Source organism: Paractinoplanes durhamensis (assembly GCF_016862175.1).
In the GTDB taxonomy this organism is placed as follows: domain Bacteria; phylum Actinomycetota; class Actinomycetes; order Mycobacteriales; family Micromonosporaceae; genus Actinoplanes; species Actinoplanes durhamensis.
Genome location: NZ_BOML01000074.1, coordinates 1 through 20153, shown reverse-complemented (window position 1 = coordinate 20153; position 20153 = coordinate 1). Strand labels below are relative to the sequence as shown.

20 protein-coding genes are annotated in these 20153 nt (G+C 71.4%); 9 read left to right on the top strand and 11 right to left on the bottom strand.

Going from position 1 to position 20153, the window contains the following annotated elements; all coding sequences use genetic code 11:
• Position 1: 1 nt before the first annotated feature.
• From Adu01nite_RS42300 to Adu01nite_RS42285, 4 genes are all read right to left on the bottom strand, one after another.
• On the bottom strand, positions 2–964 hold the full coding sequence (locus tag Adu01nite_RS42300) for an ABC transporter substrate-binding protein (RefSeq protein ID WP_203735017.1): 963 nt from the start codon (positions 962–964) through the stop codon (positions 2–4).
• Between the two features lie 12 nt (positions 965–976).
• Entirely contained in the window at positions 977–1729 is a 753-nt protein-coding gene (locus Adu01nite_RS42295; RefSeq protein WP_275414771.1) for an amino acid ABC transporter ATP-binding protein, read from the bottom strand.
• On the bottom strand, positions 1717–2592 hold the full coding sequence (locus Adu01nite_RS42290) for an amino acid ABC transporter permease (protein ID WP_239133134.1): 876 nt from the start codon (positions 2590–2592) through the stop codon (positions 1717–1719). The genes Adu01nite_RS42295 and Adu01nite_RS42290 overlap by 13 nt, the downstream gene beginning before the upstream one ends.
• Before the next feature lie 66 nt (positions 2593–2658).
• Positions 2659–4077 carry an MFS transporter gene (locus Adu01nite_RS42285; RefSeq protein WP_203735014.1) on the bottom strand — a complete coding sequence of 473 codons (1419 nt, stop codon included), beginning with the start codon at positions 4075–4077 and terminating at the stop codon, positions 2659–2661.
• Positions 4078–4153: 76 nt separating this feature from the next.
• Between Adu01nite_RS42285 and Adu01nite_RS42280 the strand changes: the two genes are divergently transcribed.
• The 5 genes from Adu01nite_RS42280 to Adu01nite_RS42260 are packed head-to-tail and all read left to right on the top strand — an operon-like array spanning position 4154 to position 10203.
• Positions 4154–5782: an ABC transporter substrate-binding protein gene (locus Adu01nite_RS42280; protein WP_203735013.1), complete on the top strand. Its 1629-nt coding sequence runs from the start codon at positions 4154–4156 to the stop codon at positions 5780–5782.
• Complete coding sequence (locus Adu01nite_RS42275; protein WP_239133133.1) at positions 5767–6687, top strand: ABC transporter permease; 921 nt, start codon at positions 5767–5769, stop codon at positions 6685–6687. The genes Adu01nite_RS42280 and Adu01nite_RS42275 overlap by 16 nt, the downstream gene beginning before the upstream one ends.
• Positions 6688–6692: 5 nt before the next feature.
• A complete protein-coding gene (locus Adu01nite_RS42270; protein WP_203735012.1) occupies positions 6693–7532 on the top strand; it encodes an ABC transporter permease in 840 nt (279 codons plus the stop codon).
• On the top strand, positions 7529–9091 hold the full coding sequence (nikE, locus tag Adu01nite_RS42265) for a nickel ABC transporter ATP-binding protein NikE (protein ID WP_203735011.1): 1563 nt from the start codon (positions 7529–7531) through the stop codon (positions 9089–9091). Before Adu01nite_RS42270 ends, nikE begins: the two co-directional genes overlap by 4 nt.
• Positions 9088–10203, top strand: coding sequence for an LLM class flavin-dependent oxidoreductase (locus Adu01nite_RS42260; protein WP_203735010.1), 1116 nt, complete (start codon positions 9088–9090; stop codon positions 10201–10203). The genes nikE and Adu01nite_RS42260 overlap by 4 nt, the downstream gene beginning before the upstream one ends.
• Before the next feature lie 7 nt (positions 10204–10210).
• Here Adu01nite_RS42260 and Adu01nite_RS42255 read toward each other — a convergent pair whose 3' ends face one another.
• The 3 genes from Adu01nite_RS42255 to Adu01nite_RS42245 are packed head-to-tail and all read right to left on the bottom strand — an operon-like array spanning position 10211 to position 13052.
• The gene (locus Adu01nite_RS42255; RefSeq protein WP_203735009.1) at positions 10211–11134 is read right to left on the bottom strand and encodes an NADP-dependent oxidoreductase; all 924 of its coding nucleotides are present in this window, start codon (positions 11132–11134) and stop codon (positions 10211–10213) included.
• A 10-nt stretch (positions 11135–11144) separates the two neighbouring features.
• On the bottom strand, positions 11145–12170 hold the full coding sequence (locus Adu01nite_RS42250) for an LLM class flavin-dependent oxidoreductase (protein WP_203735008.1): 1026 nt from the start codon (positions 12168–12170) through the stop codon (positions 11145–11147).
• A gap of 42 nt (positions 12171–12212) precedes the next feature.
• Positions 12213–13052, bottom strand: a complete 840-nt coding sequence (locus Adu01nite_RS42245; RefSeq protein ID WP_239133132.1) for an AraC family transcriptional regulator — start codon at positions 13050–13052, stop codon at positions 12213–12215.
• Positions 13053–13142: 90 nt separating this feature from the next.
• Between Adu01nite_RS42245 and Adu01nite_RS42240 the strand changes: the two genes are divergently transcribed.
• The gene (locus tag Adu01nite_RS42240) at positions 13143–13904 is read left to right on the top strand and encodes an SDR family NAD(P)-dependent oxidoreductase (protein WP_203735007.1); all 762 of its coding nucleotides are present in this window, start codon (positions 13143–13145) and stop codon (positions 13902–13904) included.
• Here Adu01nite_RS42240 and Adu01nite_RS42235 read toward each other — a convergent pair.
• Positions 13894–14496 carry a TetR/AcrR family transcriptional regulator gene (locus Adu01nite_RS42235; protein ID WP_203735006.1) on the bottom strand — a complete coding sequence of 201 codons (603 nt, stop codon included), beginning with the start codon at positions 14494–14496 and terminating at the stop codon, positions 13894–13896. The genes Adu01nite_RS42240 and Adu01nite_RS42235 overlap by 11 nt on opposite strands.
• An 86-nt stretch (positions 14497–14582) precedes the next feature.
• Between Adu01nite_RS42235 and Adu01nite_RS42230 the strand changes: the two genes are divergently transcribed.
• On the top strand, positions 14583–16001 hold the full coding sequence (locus tag Adu01nite_RS42230) for an MFS transporter (protein ID WP_203735005.1): 1419 nt from the start codon (positions 14583–14585) through the stop codon (positions 15999–16001).
• On the opposite strand, the gene Adu01nite_RS42225 is transcribed toward Adu01nite_RS42230, so the two are convergent.
• On the bottom strand, positions 15964–17406 hold the full coding sequence (locus Adu01nite_RS42225) for an aldehyde dehydrogenase family protein (protein ID WP_203735004.1): 1443 nt from the start codon (positions 17404–17406) through the stop codon (positions 15964–15966). The two genes, Adu01nite_RS42230 and Adu01nite_RS42225, sit on opposite strands and share 38 nt — an antisense overlap.
• A gap of 94 nt (positions 17407–17500) precedes the next feature.
• On the opposite strand from Adu01nite_RS42225, the gene Adu01nite_RS42220 reads away from it, so the two are divergent.
• On the top strand, positions 17501–17770 hold the full coding sequence (locus Adu01nite_RS42220) for a hypothetical protein (protein WP_203735003.1): 270 nt from the start codon (positions 17501–17503) through the stop codon (positions 17768–17770).
• Positions 17771–17830: 60 nt separating this feature from the next.
• Positions 17831–18469 (top strand): hypothetical protein, encoded by a 639-nt coding sequence (locus Adu01nite_RS42215; RefSeq protein ID WP_203735002.1) that lies wholly within the window; start codon positions 17831–17833, stop codon positions 18467–18469.
• Positions 18470–18981: 512 nt separating this feature from the next.
• On the opposite strand, the gene Adu01nite_RS42210 is transcribed toward Adu01nite_RS42215, so the two are convergent.
• Positions 18982–19554 (bottom strand): hypothetical protein, encoded by a 573-nt coding sequence (locus Adu01nite_RS42210; RefSeq protein WP_203735001.1) that lies wholly within the window; start codon positions 19552–19554, stop codon positions 18982–18984.
• Position 19555: 1 nt separating this feature from the next.
• Positions 19556–20029: a hypothetical protein gene (locus Adu01nite_RS42205; protein ID WP_203735000.1), complete on the bottom strand. Its 474-nt coding sequence runs from the start codon at positions 20027–20029 to the stop codon at positions 19556–19558.
• Positions 20030–20153 lie beyond the last annotated feature (124 nt).

Genomic DNA, 20153 nt, shown 5'->3' with positions numbered 1-20153 from the left:
GTCACTTCCCGTCGATCGGGAGGCCGGGCGGGTTGACCTCGGGGGTCACGGCCTCGCTGCTCAGGTTCCACCGTGCCAGGATCTTGTCGTAGTCGCCGGACTTGACCAGCTCGTCGAGCGCACCCTTGAGCGCCGGGACCAGGCCGTTGTCCTTTTTCGTGGTCAGTGCGATCAGGCCCTGCAGGTCGGCGCCGGCCCCGGAGTAGGTGCCCGCGATCTCGGTCTCGCCGGTCACCGCGACGTGGTAGGCCGAGGTCGGGTTCGGGCCGAGGTAGGCGTCGATCTGACCGGAGCCGAGCGCCAGGTAGGTGGCCTGGTTGGTCTGGTAGTACTTGATGTCGACCGCGGGCAGGCCGTTCGCGACGTCCTGCTTGCTCCACTCGACCAGGATCTTCTCCTGGTTGGTGCCGGACGAGACCGCCACCTTCTTGCCGCTCACGTCCTTCGGCCCGGTGACCTTCAGGCCGGAGCCCTTCTTGGTCTCGAACGCCAGGTCGTCCTTGCGGTAGGTGGCGAAGTCGTACTTCTGCTTACGCAGCTCGGTGACCGTGATGTTGGAGGCGCCGAAGTCGTACTTCCCGCTGTCCAGGCCGATGAACAGGTTCTCCCACGAGCTGTTCTGCAGGTCGGGCTGCAGGCCGAGGATGCCGGCGACCGCGCTCGCGATGTCCGGCTCGCTGCCGATCAGCGTCTTGTTGTCGGTGGCGGTGAAGCCGAGCGGCGGGGAGCCCGAACCGGCGAGGCCGAGACCGACGGTCAGCTTGCCGGTCGCGCGGATCTTCTCGGGAACCAGGGCGGCGAGGGCGTCCACCTTGGCCGGCACGATCCGGTTCTGCTCGGGACTGGTGTTGATCTTTACCGTGCCGACCGCCGCGGCCACTTCGGCCGGCTTTTCCTCGGGCGCGGCGCAGGCGCCGAGGCCTGCGGCCAGAACAACGGCGATCAACGCCGATTTCGTACGCATGGGAGCTCCGTTTTAGACGAGGACCTTGGACAGGAAGGCCCGGGTGCGGTCTTGCCGGGGTGAATCAAGGACGTCGGCGGGCGTGCCCTGTTCGACCAGGCGCCCTTCGTCGAGGAAGACGATCGTGTCGGCCACCTCGCGGGCGAAGCCGATCTCGTGCGTGACGACGATCATCGTGGTGCCCGCCTTGGCCAGGTCGCGCATCACGTCGAGCACCTCGCCGACCAACTCCGGGTCGAGCGCCGAGGTGGGCTCGTCGAAGAGCACCAGCTTCGGGTCGAGCGCGAGCGCGCGGGCGATCGCCACGCGCTGCTGCTGCCCGCCCGAGAGCTGGCGCGGATAGGAGGCCGCCTTGTCGGCCAGACCGACCCGGTCGAGACGTTCGAGGGCCTTGCGCTGCACCGCGTCCCGGGGCCCGCGCATCGCCTCGGTGACGTTCTGCACCGCGGTCAGGTGGGGGAAGAGATTGAAGGTCTGGAAGACGAACCCGATGCCGCGCCGCTGTTCGAGGATCTGCCGTTCGCGCAGCTCGTAGAGCTTGGTGCCGTGCTGCCGGTAGCCGATCAGCTCGCCGTCGACCCGGACGTGCCCGCGGTCCACCTTCTCCAGATGGTTGATCACCCGCAGCAGGGTGGACTTGCCGGAGCCGGACGGGCCCAGGATCACCGTGACACTGCCGGCCGCGACGGTCAGGTCGATGCCCTTGAGCACTTCGAGATGACCGAACGACTTGTGTACGCCGCGAACCTCGATCATCGCCGCCATCCCCGGTTGAAGTGCCGCTCGACGTAGTGCTGGAAGACCGACAGGACCGCGGTGAGGATCACGTACCAGACCGTGGCCACCATCAGCAGCGGAACGACCCGGCCGGTGCGGCCGTAGACGACCTGCACCTGGTAGAAGATCTCGCCGATGGCCAGGACGTACACCACCGAAGTGCTTTTCAGGAGGTTGACCAGCTCGTTGGCGGCGGTCGGCAGGATCGCCCGCATGGCCTGCGGGAGCAGGATGCGGCGGAACTGCCGCAGCCGCGGGATGCCGAGCGCGGCGGCCGCCTCCAGTTGGCGCTGGTCGACCGAGACGATGCCGGACCGGACGATCTCGGCGGCGTAGGCGGCCTCGTGCAGGGCCAGCCCGAGCAGGGCCGCGCCGAACGAGCTGACCAGGGTCTTCGTCTCGAAGTGCCAGAAGCCGGGCCCGAACGGGATGCCGATCTGCAGGGTCTCGTAGAGGTAGCCGAGGTTGGCCCAGAAGAGCAGCTGCACGATCAGCGGCACCGACCGGAAGATCCAGATGTAGAACCAGCTCACCGACTGCAGCACCCGGTTCTTCGACAGGCGCATCGGGGCCAGGATCAGGCCGCCGAGGAAGCCGAGGAACGCACCGAGGAAGGTCAGCTCCAGGGTGACCAGCAGCGCCTGCATCACCGACTTCTCGAAGAAGTAGCCGGCGAACGTGGCCCAGTCCCAGCCGGGGTTGGTGATCAGGCCGTGCAGGAGCTGGGCGACCAGGACGAGGGCGATGACGGTGGCCACCCAGCGCCACGGATGGCGGGCCGGCACCACGGTGAGCCGGTCGCCCTCGTCGGCGGCGAGGGCCGCCGCCGGCGGCGAGGACAGGACGGTCAAGGGGTTACCTCCGGGGTGGCGGGCGTGCATTTCACGCTATGACCGTCTCGGCGAATAACTCAAGTCCTATGGGCGATGTATGTTTCTACGGACCGGTAACGGAGTTGTTGCCGCGCCCGCCACATCGGAGGGTCCGGCCCGGCCGTCCCGCCAGGCGACGACCGCGCCGGCGGCGAGCATCGCCGCGCAGACCGCGAGCCCGTGCACGACCGGGGTGCCGCCCGATCCGGCCAGGACCAGGCCGGCCACCGCCGCCATCCCGACCGAGGCGGAGATCCGCTGGGCCAGCTGAAGGAACGCGGCGGCCAGCCCGGCCGCGCCGGGCGGCGCGTGCATCAGGGTCAGCGCCTGATTGGGCGAGACGATCAGGCCGCCGGCCGCGCCCAGCACGAACTGGGTGCCCATCAGTGTGAGCTCCAGATGAGCGGCCGGGGCATGCGCGACGGCCACGCCGGACGCGACCACCGCGAGCAGCGAGGCGACCAGCGCCCAGAACACGCTCACCCGGCCGTAGCGGCCGACCACCCGCCACCCCAGCGCCGACGCGGCCGCGAAGGTGACCGCGCTCGGCAGCATGGTCAGCGCCGCGCGCAGTGCCGACCAGCCGAGACTCTCCTGCAGGTAGAGCGTGAGGGCCAGGGCGGCGGACAGGCTCGCCCCGAACTGGAACATCGCGATCACCGTGCCGTTGCGATAGCCGCGCGAGCGCAGCAGCGACGGCATCAGGATCGGGGTGCCGCCGGACCGGGCGTAGCGGCGCTCCCACGCGATCAGCACGGCCACCAGGACCGCCGCGGTGGCGAACCAGACCGGCCGCGGCGGGCACTGGCCGGCCGGCAGTGTGAACGGCAGCAGCAGGCACAGCGTCGCGGCGCCGAGCGCGGCCAGGCCGGGCAGGTCCAGCGTGGTCCGCCGGCCGCTGCCCGCGCGGGCCGGGAACCACCTGATCGCCAGCGGCACGGTGAGCAGGCCGAACGGCACGTTCAGCAGGAGTACGCAGCGCCAGCCGTACTCGTTGCCGAGGGTGCCGATCAGCAGGCCGCCGACGAACGGGCCGATCACCGCCGAGACGCCGCCGACGATCGCGTACGCGCCGAGCGCCCGGGTTCGCTCCCGCCCGGTGAACAGCTCCTGGATGATGCCGATGACCTGCGGGTTGACGGTGCCGGCGCCGAGCCCCTGGACGAGCCGGGCGACCACGATCACCCACGCGTGCCGGGCGGTCCCGGCGACGATCGCGGCCGAGCTGAACACCGTGATGCCACCGACGAAAAGCCACTTCCGGCCGTACGCGTCCCCCAGCCGCCCGCCCGGCACCAGCGCGAGCCCGAAGGCCAGCGAGTAGCCCGCGATGATCCAGCCCACACTGCCCGGCCCGGCCCCGAGCGAGCTGCGCAACGCGGGCACCGCCGTGTTGAGGCTGGCCTGGTCGAGCAGGGTGGTGAAGGCGGCGGCGAGACAGACGGCGAGTGGTGCTCGATGCATCGATCTGGTCTGCACCCCTTGCTTATATCCTATTTAAGCTATAGGAAAAAGGGAGTCCGCTCACCTGGAGGTTGGGATGCGCCATCGTTTCCGTCTCGCCGCGGTCGTGACTCTCGCGCTGCTCGCGGGGTGTTCCGGCAATGGCGCCGGTGCGTCCGAGGAGGCCGGCGCCCCGGTCTCCGGGGGCTCGCTGACCTGGGCCGTCGAAACCGAACCGATCACCCTCAACCCGCATCAGTACGCCCAGGCCAAGGCCCGGCTGCTGGTCTGGAACAACTTCGAGGCCCTGCTCACCCACGACGACAAGGGCGGCTACCTGCCCTGGCTGGCGGAGAGCTACGACGTCTCCGCGGACGGCCTGGCCTACACGCTGAAGCTGCGCAGCGGCGTCACCTTCAGCGACGGCACCCCCTTCGACGCGGCCGCGGTCAAGGCCAACACCGATCTGCTGCTCTCCGCGGGGTACGCGCCCACGGTCGCCGCCGTCCAGCTGAAGAACCTCAAGAGCGTCGACGTGGTCGACCCGGCCACCGTCCGCTACACGCTCAAGCGGCCCGACGTGCTGATCCTCGACTTCCTCTCCTCGCCGCAGGGCGCGATCGTCTCGCCCACCTCGCTGAAAGCGGCCAAGAACCTCAAGGCCGGCGGCGTCGAGCTGGCCGGCACCGGGCCGTTCGTCCTCGACAGGTACGCCCCCGGCCAGGAGCTGCACTACAAGAAGAACCCGGCCTATAACTGGGCGCCCGCCAACGCCGGGCACGCCGGGCCCGCCTACCTCGACGAGGTGACCTACCGGTTCCTCAAGGAGTCGTCGGTGCGGGTCGGCGCGCTCACCTCCGGGCAGGTGCAGGTGATCGAGGGCGTGCCGGCCACCGACGAACCACAGATCACCGCCAACCCGACCCTGGCGCTGAGCAAGGGCCTCAACTCCGGATCGGCCTACTCGTACTACTTCAACACCAGCCACGCGCCGTTCGACGACATCAAGGTCCGGCAGGCGTTCCGGGACGCGCTCGACGTCGGCACCGTGCTGCAGGCCGTCTACCGCGGCGCCGCCACCCGGGCCTGGAGCGTGGTCGGGCCGACCAGCCCGTTCTACGACAAGACCCTGGAGACGACCTACGGCAACGACCCGGCCCGGGCCAACGCCACCCTCGACGCGGCCGGCTGGGCCACCCGCGACAGCGACGGTTTCCGCACCAAGGACGGCAAGCGGCTGACCGCCCGCCTGGTCCAGTCGGCGCCGTTCGTCCGGGACCGCCGGGACACCCTCGCCCAGGCCGTGCAGGCCGCGGTCAAGCAGAGCGCCGGCATCGACCTGCAGGTCAGCGTCGTCGACCAGGGCACCGCGGCCAAGGCGATCGCCGACGGGCAGTACGAGATCTTCGACAACTCCCGGGCCGACACCGACGTCGGCGCCGCCCTCAACCTGCTGCTCACCTCGAACGGCGCGATCAACCGCACCGGCGTCAAGGACCCGGCCCTGGACGCGCTGCTCGACAAGGGCGTGTCCACCGGCGACCCCGCCGCCCGCACCGCGACCTACCAGGAGCTGCAGAAGAAGGTCATCACCACCGACGCGCTGATCCAGCCGCTGTACGCCCCGGCCGACCAGATCGCCGCCGCCAAGACCGTGGGCGGCCTGCACTTCGAGCCGACCGCCGGGGTCCCGGGCAGCGCCTACAACGTGTGGCTGCGCAAGTGATCGTGCTGCGCCGGATCGGCACCGGCCTGGTGGTGCTCTGGGTGGCCGCGACCGCGGCCTACCTGGCGCTGCTCGCGGCGCCGGGCAGCACGGTGGACAGCATCATCGGCGACGGCGCCGACACCCCGCTGATCCGCTCGCAGATCGTCCAGGAATGGCACCTCGACCGGCCGGCCGTGGTGCAGTACGTCGACTACCTGTGGCGCGCCGCGCACGGTGACCTCGGCCGTTCCTACCTGCTGCAACGGCCGGTCCGCGACGTGCTCGGCGCGCAGCTCTGGCCGACCCTGAAGCTCGCCCTGGTCGCCGCCGTCCTCGGCATCGCGCTCGCCCTGGTGCTGGCGGTGACCACCCGCCGGCCGTGGTCGCGGCGGGTCAGCTCGACCGCCGAGCTGGTCCTGGTCTCCACCCCGCCGTTCCTGATCGGGCTGGTCCTGCTGAGCGTCTTCTCGTTCCAGCTCGGACTCTTCCCGGTCTCCGGCGACCGGGGCGCCGCCGCCCTGGTGCTGCCGGCCGTCACCCTGGCCCTGCCGATCGCCGGGGTGCTCACCCAGGTGCTGCGCGACGGCATCGACCGGGCCCTCGACGAACCGTTCGTGATCACCGCCCGAGCCCGCGGCCTGCGGGAACGGGCGGTGCTCGCCCGGCACGCGCTGCGGCATGCCCTGCTGCCGGCGGTGTCGCTGCTCGGCTGGCTCGGCGGCACCCTGCTCGGCGGCGTGGTGATCATCGAGACGGTGTTCGGCCGGCCCGGCCTCGGCCAGGTCACCCTGCAGGCCGTCACCAGCGAGGACATGCCGGTCGTCCTCGCCGTCGTGGTCTTCTCCGCCTTCGCCTACGTCGTCCTCAACACCGCGGCCGACCTGGCCTGTCTCGTCATCGACCCGCGCCTGCGCAGGAGCTGACACCTATGACGCTCGTACTCGACCGGCCGTTAGTACTGCGGCCACCCCGGTATGCCGGGTTCCTCGTCGCCGCCGGTTTCCTCGTGCTCATGCTCGCCGTCGTGCTCGTCCCCGGGCTGTTCGCCGGGGACCCGCTCGCCGCCGACCCGATGCACGTGCTCGAAGCGCCCAGCACCGCGCACTGGTTCGGCACCGACCAGCTCGGCCGGGACGTCTTCGACCGGGTCGTGCACGGCGCCCGGCACTCGCTCGCCATCGCCACCGCCGCCACCCTGCTCGCCGTGGTCGCCGGGGTGCTGCTCGGCATGCTCGCCGGCCTCGCCCACAAGTACGCCGACGAGGCCCTGGCCCGCTCGTTCGACGCCCTGTCCGCGTTCCCGCTGATCCTGCTGGCGCTGCTGTTCATCGCGATCGCCGGCCCGGGCGCGCTCAGCCTGGTGGTGGCGATCGGCATCGCGACCCTGCCGCACTACGCCCGGGTGGTGCGGGCCCAGACGTTCGTGGTCCGCCAGGCCGGTTACGTCACCCAGGCCGTCGCGTTCGGCCGCTCCCGCCTTCGGCTCGTCCTCCGGCACGTACTCCCCAATGTTCTCGGACCGGTCCCGGTGATCGCCGTGATCGGCCTCGGCGAGGCCATTCTCGCCGCGGCCGGCCTCAGCTTCCTCGGCATGGGCACCCAGCCGCCGTCGCCGGAGTGGGGCGCGATGCTCTCCGAGGGACGCAACTACCTGAGCGTGGCACCCTGGGTGTCAGTGTTGCCCGGCGTGGTCGCCACCCTCACCGTGATCGCGCTGACCGTGGTCGGCCGCCATCTGCAGCGCCGTGTCGAGGGGAGGCTCGGATGATCGCGATCCGCGACCTGCACGTCACCTTCCCGCACCGCCGGCACACCGTCGAGGCCGTCCGCGGCATCGACCTCGACATCGAGCCCGGCGAGTGCGTGGCGATCGTCGGCGAGTCCGGTTCCGGCAAGAGTGTCACGGCGCGCACCCTGGTCGGGCTGGCCGGGCCGGGTGCGGTCGTGCGCAGCGCGAAGTTCGAGGTGGACGGCCGGGACGCCCGGGCCTTCGGGCCCGAGGAATGGCGGCGGGTCCGCGGCGGCTTCGCCGGCCTCGTCCTGCAGGACGCGCTGGTCTCGCTCGACCCGCTGCGCACGGTGGGTGCGGAGATCGGCGAGGTGCTGCGGGTGCATGGTCACCGAGGAGACCGAGATTTGCGCGTACGCGATCTGCTCGCGACCGTGCACGTCCCCGAACCGGAGCGCCGCGCCCGGCAGCATCCGCACCAGCTTTCCGGGGGTCTGCGGCAGCGCGCGCTGATCGCGTCGGCCATCGCGGCCGGGCCGCCGCTGCTGATCGCCGACGAACCCACCACCGCGCTCGACGTGACCGTGCAGGCGCAGATCCTCGCCCTGCTCGGCGAGCGCCGGGCGGCCGGCGAGACCCTGCTGCTGATCAGCCACGACCTGGCCGTGGTGGCCCGGCTCGCCGACCGGGTCCTGGTGATGCGGGACGGCCGGATCGTCGAGTCGGGCGGCACGGCCTCGCTGCTGTCGGCGCCGTCCCATCCGTACACCCAGGAACTTGTTCGGGCCGTGCCGTCCGCCGCCACCCGGGGTAGGCGGCTCTCCGAAGCCGGCGTTGTCGCCGCGCCGGAGCCCTCGGGCGACGTGGTTCTCGAAGCGCGTGGGCTGACCAAGCGCTACGGCAGGCACACCGTCGTCGACGACGTGGACGTGCGGGTCGGCCGGGGTGAGATCGTCGGGCTGGTCGGCGAGAGCGGATCGGGCAAGACCACCGTCGCCCAGCTGCTGTTCGGGCTGGTCGCGCCGACCGCGGGGACGGTGACGTTCGAGGGGGAGGCCTGGACCGGGCAGCCCGAACGCCGGCGCCGAGCCCGCCGCCGTCACCTGCAGCTGATCTCGCAGGACCCGCTGTCGTCGTTCGATCCGCGCTGGACCGTCCGCAAGATCGTCGCCGAGGCGCTGCCACGCGGCGGCGCGGTGGAGCCGCTGCTGGAGCGGGTCGGGCTCGGCGCCGAACTGCTCGACCGCAACCCGCGGCAGCTCTCCGGCGGCCAGCGGCAGCGGGTCGCCATCGCCCGCGCCCTCGCCCCGCGGCCCAGCCTGATCATCTGCGACGAGCCGGTCTCCGCGCTCGACGTGTCGGTGCAGGCCCAGGTCCTCGACCTGCTCGCCGACATCCGGGCCACCGACGGCACCGCGATGCTCTTCATCTCGCACGACCTCGGCGTCGTGCACCACCTGGCCGACCGGGTCCTGGTCATGCACGACGGCGCCGTCGTCGAGAGCGGACCGGTCGACGACGTGTTCCACCACCCACGCCACGACTACACCCGAGAACTGCTCGCTGCGGTACCCACGCTCGAAGGGGAAATCCGATGACCGTCCCACTGTCCATCCTGGATCTGGCGCCGCTGGTCGCCGGCGGCACCGTCGGCGACGCGCTGCGCCGCACCCTCGACCTGGCCCGGCAGGCCGAACAGTTCGGCTACCACCGCTACTGGGTGGCCGAGCATCACCTCACGCCCGGCGTGGCCAGCTCCCAGCCGGCGTTGCTGCTCGGGCAGATCGCCGCCGCCACCGAGCGCATCCGGCTCGGCTCGGGGGCGGTGCAGACCGGCTTCCTCACCCCGCTCGGCGCGGTCGAGCAGTTCGGGCTGCTCGACGCCCTCTACCCGGGCCGGTTCGACCTCGGGCTCGGCCGGTCGGCGCAACGCCGCAAGTCGATCCTGGCCGAACCGGCCGAGGTCGAGGTCACCGAGGCCCGGGTCGTCGACGGGCTGCTCATCCCGCAGTCGTTCTCGTTCCAGCCGATCCTGCGCTCGGCCCGGTCGGCGCTCTTCGCGAAGCTGCTGACCCAGCCCAACGCCGAACCGGCCGACCTGGACAGCGCCGTCGACGACATCCAGACCCTGCTCGCCGGGCCCTACACCGACGGGCTCGGCAACGAGGCCCGGGCCGTGCCGGGGGAGGGTGCCGACCTGCAGATCTGGATCCTCGGGTCGAGCGGCGGGGAGAGCGCCCGGGTGGCCGGGGCGCGCGGGCTGCCATTCGCCGCCAACTACCACGTCGCGCCGGCCCGGGTCCTGGAAGCGGTCGAGGCGTACCGGGCCGCGTTCAAACCGTCGGCGGCCCTCGAAGCCCCGCGGGTGATGGTGTCGGCCGACGTCATCGTGGCCGAGGACGAGGAGACCGCCCGGCGGCTGGCGATCCCGTACGCGCTGTGGGTGCGCAGCGTGCGCACCGGCGCCGGGGCCATTCCCTACCCGAGCCCGGCCGAGGCGGAAGCCTTCGAGTGGAGCGACGACGACCGCAAACTGGTCGCCGACCGGCTGGACACCCAGTTCGTCGGCACCGCGGAGACCGTGGCCGAGCGTCTGGAGACGCTGCGGCGGGTCACCGGGGCCGACGAACTGCTGGTCACCACCATGACGTTCGAGCACACCGACCGGGTGCGCTCGTTCGAGTTGCTGGCCAAGCACTGGTACGGCTGAGCCCCGCTCACGCCGGGTTCGTCAGCACCACCTTGCCGCGCGCGTGGCCGCCCTCGACCCGATGCAGGGCCTGGGCGGCCTCGGGCAGCGGGAAGACCTCGACCACCCGCGGGTTCAGCAGGCCGTCGGCGACCCAGGCGGCGACCTGGTCGAGGACCGCCCGGGTCCGCAGCCGGGCCACCGGCGCGCCACCCAGCCGGGCCACCGTCTCGCGGTCGGCGGCCGACACGAGCTTGGTGCGGTCGCTCAGCAGGCCGGCCACCTCCTCCTCGAGGGCGTGCCCGCCGACCAGGTCGAGGATCCCGTCGACGCCCTGCGGCGCGGCGGCCCGGACCCGGTCGGCGACCCCTTCGCCGTACTCGACCGGCACCACGTCGAGCGACTCGACGAAGTCCTTCTTGCCGGCACTCGCCGTGCCGATCACGGTGAGGCCCTGGATCCGGGCGATCTGGGCGGCGGCCACCCCGACCCCGCCGCCGACCCCGATGATCAGCAGGGTGGCGCCGGCCGGCAGGGCGAGCTGGACCAGCGCGTCGTGCGCGGTCGCGGCGGCGATCGGCAGGGTGGCCGCGTCCTCGAACGACACCGACGGCGGGCGGCGGGCGGTCAGCTCGGCCGGGAGCAGCGCCCACTCGGCCCAGGCGCCGGCCACGGTCTGCCCGAACACCTCGTCGCCGACCGCGATGCCGGTCACGCCCGGCCCGATCAGCTCGACCACCCCGGCCGCCTCACCGCCGAAGACGGCCGGCAGTGCGGGGGCGGGGGCGCCCTGCGGGCGGTAGCCGGTGCGCTTCTTCCAATCGACCGGGTTCACCCCGGCCGCCCGGACCTTGATGAGCACCTGGCCGGGGCCGGGCGAGGGCTTCGGAAGGTCGAGGAACGTCTCCACCTCGGGACCGCCGAACGCGGTGTATGCGTACGCCTGGGGCATGGGTTTCCTTTCACGACGCTGTCAGCAGGGGGAGCAGTTGCTCGCCCTGCCGTTTGATCTCGTTCAGGTACGGGGTGTCGGAGAGTACGAAGTGGGTGATGCCGAGGGCCTGGTAGCGCTTCAGCGCGCGGGCCACCTCGGCGGGTGAACCGACCAGCCACGTCGTGCCGGCGCCGGCGCCGCCGAACCGGCCCGGGGCGGTGTAGAGGTTCTCGTCCAGCACGTCGCCGCGGGCGGTCAGGTCGAGCAGGCGCTGCTGGCCCACCGAGGTGTGCTGGTTGGGGTCGGTCTGCATCGCGGCGACCCGGGCTTCGGCCTCGGCCCACGCCTCCGCCGACGTGTCCCGGACGAACGTGGTCACCCGCAGCCCGAACTCGAGCGGAGCGTGCTCGCGGCCCAGGTCGGCGCTCAGCTTCTTGAGGCGGTCGATGCGCTCGGCGACGCCGTCCAGCGGCTCGCCCCAGAACAGCTGCACGTCGGCCTCCAGAGCGGCGACCCGCTCGGCGGCCGGGGAGGCGCCACCGAAGTAGAGCCGCGGCTGCTTGATCAGCGGGCGCGGCACGACGGTCGAGTGGTCGACCCAGAAGTGCTCGCCGTGGAACGTGACGTCCTCCGCGGTCCACAGGCGGCGCACCAGGTGCATGAACTCGCGGGTGCGGCCGTAGCGGTGCGCCTGGTCACCCTCGCTGTCCCCGTACGCGGCGAGGTTGTCCTTGCCCGAGACGATGTTGACCAGCACCCGGCCGCCGCTGAGGTGGTCGAGGGCGGCCGCCGCCGCGGCGAAGTTGGCCGGCCGCCAGTAGCCGGGCCGGGTCGCGATGAGCGGCCGGAACGTGGTGGTGCGGGTGGCCAGCGCGGTGGCGACGGTGAACGTGTCGGGGCGGCCGAAGCCGGTGCCCAGGAGTGCGCCTCCCCACCCGTACACCTCCAAGGCCTTTGCCTGTTCGGTCAAGGTGTCGAGGCTGTTGTGGTCGGCGCGCACCTCGTCGCCGCGGTGGCCGGGCTGCACCTGGTTGGGGATGTACCAGAGGAGCATGGGACCCTCCTTATATCCCTCTGAACATATAGGTTAAGTCGCCTATCTGGCTACCGGCGTCGGGTCCCGGCTCGGCGGCACCCCGAACTGGCGGCGGTACTCGCGGCTGAACTGCGACGGGCTCTCGTAGCCGACCCGGCGGCCCACGCCGGTGACGTCGCCGGGGCGCGCGGCCAGCAGCAACCGCGCCTCCTGCAGGCGGATCTGCTTCTGGAACTGGATCGGGCTCATCGCCGTCACCGCCTGGAAATTGCGGTGGAAGGCTGAGACGCTCATCCCGGAGAGCCGGGCCAGATCCTCCACCTTGAACGCCTGCGGGTAGTTCTCCCGGATCCAGCCGACCGCCCGGGAGACGTGGGTGAGGCTGCTGTCGGCCAGGCCGAGCTGGCGGACGATCGCGCCCTGCTCGCCGGTGATCAGGCGCCAGAGGATCTCCCGCTTGATCAAGGGGGCGAGCACCGCCCGGTCGCGGGGCTCGTCGAGCAGGCGGACCAGGCGGATCACCGCGTCGACCAGCTCGGGTGGGGCGTCGCTGACGGCCAGGCCGGAGAGTGGGCCGGTGGGCGGGGGCGGGAGGTCGCCGGGGGCGGCACTCAGCAGCAGCTCGGCGATCAAGGCCGGGCGCAGGGTCAGGCCGAAACCGATGGCCGGGCCGGTGAAGTGGCCGGTGACCGGCAGATCCACCGAGGCGATCAGGTATTGGCCGGCGTGGTAGTCGTAGACCCGGTCGCCGAGGGCCAGACGTTTTGTGCCGCGGGCGATCAGGGCCATCACGGTGCCGGACATCGAGACCTCGGGGGCGGTGGCCCGGTCGACCTCGGAGATCCGGACATCTTCCAGGAGGGTGGTCCCCTGGTGCCGGGCGAGCAAGGTTTCCAACACTGCTCGATCCTCGTTGTTATGGGAGTATCAGGCAAGACATCGCGAGGATCTTTATAACGTTTTTCCTGCTCATGATGCTTGTATTGATGCATGACAGTAGCCATCATCACCGGAGCCAGCTCCGGAATCGGGCAGAGTATCGCCATCCAGGTCGCGGCGCGTGGGGCCGGGGTCATCCTCACCTATCAGGGCAATTCGGCCGGGGCTTTCGACACCGTCGCGGCCATCGAGAAGGAGGGTGGCACGGCTGTCGCGCTGCGGCTCGACGTTGGCGGGCCTTTGTCGGGATTTATCGCCTTTCGCGATCAGGTGGTCGCCGCGCTTCGTGACACCTGGCAGCGCGACACCTTCGACCATCTGGTCAACAACGCCGGCAGTGCTTATATGGCGATGTTTCCGGACACCGCCGAGGACGAGTTCGACAAGCTCTATCGCGTGCACCTCAAGGGGCCGTACTTCCTGACCCAGACCCTGCTCCCGCTGCTCGCCGACGGCGGCGCCATCGTCAACATCGCCAGCGGGGCGGCGTCGTTCTCCGGCCTCGAGCCCGGTTACTCGGCCTACGGCTCGATGAAGGGCGGCATGGTCACCCTCACCCGCTATCTGGCAAAGGAGCTGAGCGTACGCGGTATCCGGGTCAACTCGGTCTCGCCCGGCGCCACCCGGACCAGGTTCGGCGGCGACGCCTTCGCCCGCTTCCCGGAGGTGATCCCGGGCCTGGCCGCGAAGACCGCCCTGGGTCGTCTCGGCGAGCCTGATGACATCGGCGTGGCGGTGGCCGCCCTGCTCGGCGACGACGGCCGGTGGATCACCGCTCAGGACATCGAGGTCAGCGGCGGCTTCAACCTTTGATCCCCTTCAGGATCAGGTTGACGCCGGCCAGGAACTGGGCCCGGTCGTCGTGGGTCATCAGCTGCTTGGTGACGTGCCGGAGGAACGGGTATTCGGCCGGGTCGAGGTGGCCCCACGCGCTCTCGAAGAAGTCGGCCCGGGTCGTTCCCGGCGTCACCGCCTGGGCGTTGGCGGCGTTCTGCCGCCCCACCCCGAGGATGTAGTTAAGCAGGGCGGACGCCGCGTCGAACTGCTCGGCGTCGGCGACCCCGAGCGCCTGGACCTGCCGGCCGATGAGTTCGAAGACCCGCAGCACGGCCGGCTGCGAAGGGGCCCGGGGGAGCTGCGCGCCGACCCAGGGGTGCGCGTCGATCGCGTCGAAGACGGCGAGCGCGATCGCCCGGATCGTCTCCTCCGGGGTGTCGCCGCCGGCCTCGACGGTGAGGACGGCGTCGGTGGCCGCGACGAGCAGTTCGCTCTTGTTCGCCACGTGCCAGTAGATCGCGCCCGGCCCGGTCTTCAGCCGCGCGCTGAGCACCCGGAAGGTCAGACCGCTCTCGCCGGCGGTGTCGAGCAACTCGACGGCGGCCCCGACGATGTCGCTTCGCTCCATGCCCTCATCTTGACATGTCTGGAACGCCGTTCCACACTGGGACCGTGGAACGGTGTTCCAGTCATTCGTCGGGAAGGGGCGATCACATGCAAGCCACGTCACTACGGGCGGTCTGGCCCGCCATCCTCGGACTGTCCGTCGTCTTCCTGGTGGAGATGCTCGACAACTCGGTGCTGAACGTCGCGCTGCCGACCATCGCCCGCGACCTGAACGCCTCCGCGTCGGACCTGCAATGGATCACGACGGGGTATTCACTGCTCTTCGGCGGCCTGATGATCGCGTTCGGCGCGATCGCCGACCGGTTCGGCACCCGCCGGGTCATGCTGCTCGGCCTCGGCCTGTTCGCCCTGGCCAGCCTGGCCGTCCTCGCGGTGCGCACGCCGGGCGAGCTGGTCGCCGTCCGGGCCGCGGTCGGCATCACCGCCGCGATGACCGCGCCCGGCACGATGGCGCTCTGCTTCCGGCTGTTCGACCAGGAGAACCTGCTGATGCGGGCGACCGCGTTCATCTCCACCGTCGGCCTGGTCGGCCTGGCGGTCGGGCCGACCGTGGGCGGCCTGGTCATCCAGGTCCTGCCCTGGCAGACGCTGCTGGTGCTGAACGTGCCGATCGCCCTGCTCGCGATCGTGTGCATCCGCTCCGGCATCCCCGCCGACGACCCGGCCCAGCGCAACCGGGCGCCGATGGACCTGCCCGGCGCGCTGCTCGGCACCGCGACGATCATCCTTGCCCTCTGGACCGCCACCCTCGCCGTCGAGGACGGCTGGGCGCAGCTCGCACCGTGGCCGGCCGGCGCCGGCGCGCTGCTCTGCGGGGCCGGCTTCGTCATGCGGGAGCGCAGCACCGCCCACCCGATGTTCGACTTCGCCCTGATCCGGCGGCCCAAGGTCTCGGCCGCCCTGGCCTACCAGGCGGCGCTCGGCCTCGGGATGGCCGTCCTGACCTACAGCGTCACGCTCCAGTTGCAGCTCGTCTGGGGCTGGTCACCGGCGCAGGCCGCGCTCGGCAGCCTCCCGCAGATCATCGTGATGATCGCGATCGGCCCGTTCGTGGAGAAGATCGTCGAGCGGCTCGGCGCCCACCGCGCCGGGGTCATCGGCTCCGCGGCAGCCATCGGCGGCCTGCTCACCTACGCCCTGCTCGGCCGCTACCAGTACGTCTGGGTCGCCGTCGCGCTCGCCCTCACCGCGGCCGGCATGCGGGTCGTCATGGTCATCGCGGCCATCACCGTGATGCGCGGCCTCCCCGAGGACCAGACCTCGATGGGGGCCGCCCTCAACGACACCAGCCAGGAGGTGGCCGGCAGCATCGGGATGGCGGTCACCGGCACCATCGTCGCCGCCGCGATCAGCGGCTCGGTCACCGGCATCGCCGCCGACCCGCACGCCTTCGAGAACGCCGTCACCACCGCCACCCTCGCCCTCACCGCGGTCTGCGCGGCCCTGGTGGTGTGGGCCGCGCGCCGTTCTAGTTCGCCCCAACTATCACTGTCTGCAACTCACTGAACGTGTCCATCGGATGGGCGCCACCGACCCGACCGAGGCCGCTGTCGGAGCCGGAACGGCCGCCGAACGGCAGGTGGCTCTCCCAATAGTTGGTGGACTCGTTGATGTTCACCCAGCCCGTGCGGACCGCGTCGGCGAAGGCCAGGCCCTTTGTCAGGTCGGCAGTGTAGATCGCGGCCAGCAACCCGTAGCGCGACGCGTTGGTCAACTCGATGGCTTCCGCCAAGTCGCTGATCGCGACAATCGGTGCGATCGGCCCGAAGGTTTCCTCACGCGCGGTGAGAGATTCCTTGGGTACGGCGTTCAGCACCGTCGCCGGCCAGTAGAGATCGGTCGGGAAGCCGGCCGCCGGGGCGCCCCCGGTCAGCGCCACCGCACCCCGGTCCAGGGCGTCGGCCACGTGCTCGGCCATCTTCGCGGCCACCCCCGCGTTGTTCAGCGGGCCCATCGTGGTCGCGTCGTCGAACGGGTCGCCCAGCCGGATCCGCTCGGTGACCGCCGTGGCCAGCCGCTCGGCGAACTCGTCCCGGACCGACGCCGCGACCAGCAGCCGTTCGCCGGCCGTGCAGCTCTGGCCGGCGCACAGGAAACACGCGGCGAGCGCGCCCTCGACCGCCCGGTCCAGGTCGGCGTCGGCCAGAACCACCAGCGGGCCGTTGCCGCCCATCTCCAGCAGGGTGGCCTTGCCGGCGGCGGCCGCGGCCACCTTCCGGCCGGTCGCGGTGGAACCGATGAACGCCACCGCGTCGGTGCCCGGGTTGCGGGCGATCTCGTCACCGACCTCCGGGCCCGGGCCGGTCACCAGGTTGACCACGCCCGGCGGCAGGTCGGCCTCGGCCAGGCACTCGGCCAGGGCCACCGCCGACACCGCGGTCGACGGTGCCGGGGTCCAGACCACCGTGTTTCCGGCGGCCAGGGCAGGCGCGATCAGTTCGGCCGGCATCGTGTACGGCCAGTTCCACGGGGTGATCACGCCGACCACGCCGCGCGGGCGCCGGATCAGCATCGCCCGCATGCCCGGGCTCGACGACGGCGGGAGCAGGCCACCGAGCCGCTTGCCGTCCTCGGCCGCCATCCGCCAGTAGGTGACCAGCTCGTCGACCTCGTCGTACGCCTCCGCGCGCAACGGCTTGCCCTGATCGAGAGTCAGCGTGCGGGCCAGTCGGTCGCGCCGCCCCTCGATGACGTCACCGACCCGGTGCAGCAGCGTCGCCCGCTCGAACACGGTCAGCCGCGCCCACCCCGGCGCCGCCCGCCGGGCCGCGGCGATCGCGGCGCGCGCGTCCTCCCGGTCGCCCTCCGGCACCGTGCCGATCTCCTTGCCGGTTGCCGGGCTGGTCGCGATCGTGGTCGCTCCCGTGCGGGCCGGACGCCATGCGCCGTCGACGTACATCAGAAAGGCCATGCACCACCGTAAACGCGAGTGACGCCAACCGGACGCGGGGGTTCCGATCATATGTTCTAATCCGGCAAGATGGACGGCCAGGAGGTGACGGGGGATGGTCTTCCTCTTCTGTTTTGTGCTGTCCGTGCTTGCCATCTGCGCGGCAACGGTGTGGTCGCGGGTCGGTCGTGAGCCGGCCGCCGCACGCCCGTGGCGCGCCGACGTGAAACCACCGCCCGACGAGGAGGTGGCCAGCCCGGAGGGGGTGCTGGCCGCCCAGTTGGCCCGCAGCGACATCAGCCACGATGAATACGTGGAGGCGATGGAGCAGCTGGCCGCGCGCGACGAGTTCCGCCATCCGCTGGTGGTGCCACCGGATCGATAGGCGCGCATGGGAATGGGTGCGCACGGGAGATAGGGTCGCCCCCGAACATACGGGGGAGACATGGAACTTCGACGATTCGCCGTGCTCGGAACGGCGGCCCTATTCCTGCCAGCCGGTTGCGCTGCCCCGGGCACCAGCCCGGGCAGCCACCCGGCCGAACCGGCGGTGGTGGTGGTGACGACGCCGCCCGGCAAGGACACCCTGCCCTGCGCGACCCGCGTCGCCGCGTCGTCGTCCAAGTCGTCGCGGCGCGCGACCGCCGCCGCGACGGCCGAGCCGTTCGACGAGAGCCCGCTGCCGGCGCCATCGAACGGCGACCTGGACGAGAACTACCGAGGCGAGCTGCTCCAGCGCCAGATGCGGGCGAACCGCGCCTTCCTCGACCGCCACGAGCTCCCGGCGTCGGCGGTCCCCGGCGCGGTGAAGTGCACCCTCGCCGCCGAGGACGCGCTGAAGCCGTTGGTGAAGGCCAAGAAATACGACCAGGCCTCGGTCCAGAAGGCGCTGACCGCCCACGGCCTGGGCGAGGCGACGGTCCGCAAGCCGGCCACCCACGACGTGGGTTACGGCGACGGCTTCACCATCGCGGCGTGGACCGGCCAGGCGTGTGTGCTGGGTTGGATCAGCCCGGAGTACGGCTACCACGTCGAATACGGAAGCCAAACCGCCGACGGAGGCTGCCTCCCCGCCGCCGACTGACCCCACCGCGGACGGCCGCGAAACTCTCACCCGAGGAGCCGGAACACCTCCGGTCCGCCGCCTCCCGGGTCTTGCGTTTCCCGCGGGTCTTGCGTTTCCCGCGGGTCTTGCGTTTCCCGCGGGTCTTGCGTTTCCCGCGGGTCTTGCCGGGGCGAGGCCGGGCCGAGGTCAGACGCCCGGGTTGGGGGGCTGGGGCTGAGGGCTGGGGCTGGAGGGCTGGGGCTGTGGAGGGCTGGGGCTTGGGGGGCTGGGGCTGGAGGGCTGGGGCTTGGGGCTGGAGGGCTGGGGCTTGGGGCTGGAGGGCTGGGGCTGGGGGGCTGGGGGGCTGGGGGGCCGGGTTACCGAATTCGCGGAAGTTGGGGCCTTGCCGCCGGAGCGAGAGGCCGAGATCCAGGAAATCGGGGTCTCGTCGCATGCCCGAGGCCCCGACATCAAGAAAATCGAAGTCCTGACCCGCGCCGCCCAGGCCCCGCTATCGAAGCGGGGCGGCGGCTGCGGTTTCGGTGCAGGGGTCAGTTGGTGACCTCGCGGAGGCGGTCCAGCAGAGCCAGGACGAACGGCAGCTCGTCGAATTCGGCGCTCCACATGAAGCGATGAGCTCGGGCCTGCTGGAACATGCACGCCCGTAGGGTCTCGATGTCGTCGGGCAGGTCGCCGGTCCGCTGCCAGGTCTCGCGTACCTCGGCCGCCAGCGCGGTCAGCCCGTCGAGGCCACCGTGCCGGTCGTAGCCGGGGTAAGTGTGCGCGAACTCGATGAGCGCACCCGAACCGGCGTCGTTACCCAGAATTTCGAGCGGCGCGTCGCCGGGCTCGGCCCGCTTCGCCGGCCTCTTGCCTGGCTCGGCTCGCTGCGCGGGGCTCTTGCTGGGGTTGGCGGGTCCCGCAAGCTTTTCGTCGGGCCCGGGTCGCTGCGCGGGGCTCTTGCTGGGGTTGGCGGGTCCCGCAAGCTTCTCGTCGGGCCCGGGTCGCTGCGCGGGGCTCTCGCTGGGGTTGGCCGGTCCCGCAAGCTTTTCGTCGGGCCCGGGTCGCTGCGCAGGGCTCTCGCTGGGGCTGGGCTGTTGCGCGGGGGTGTCGTCGGCCTTCATGTCAGCTTCGGGAGCCGTCGAGGGCGTTGATCAGGTCGTCGTCGCGGGTTACCTGGTGGCCGCGGGCTCGCAGGGCCGCCACCAGGTCCTTCTCGGCGGCGGCCGGGATCTCCAGGTAGTCGCCGTTCAGTGACGTGTCCTGGCGGTTGCCGAACTGCTCCTGCAGGTCCTCGGGGAGCACGTCCAGGGTTCGGCCGGTGACCATCTTCGGCCAGTCGCCCTCGATCACCGCGGTCAGCTCGTTGATGTCGAACGGGCTGTCGTCGGGGTGGTCATCGGCGTCGTCGTCGAACTCCGGGTCGGCTGGGTTCCAGCCGTGGCTGAACGTCACCTCTCGGGCGGCACCCCAGGTGCGGGCCGCGGCCAGTGCCCGAATGTCGCGAACCTCGTCGGGCGCGGTCTCCCCGTCGGCGAAGGCGAGGCTGTCATGCAGCGCGACGTACCCGTAGACGATCCGTTCCGGCGGGTTGATCATGAAACGGATTCTGCATCAGTGACGCTCTTCGCTGCCCACCCACCCGGCGCGGATCATCCTGGTGAGGATGATCCGCGCTCGGCGGTGCGCAGAGCAGCGCGTGTTGGTGCGCCGGGCAGCGCGT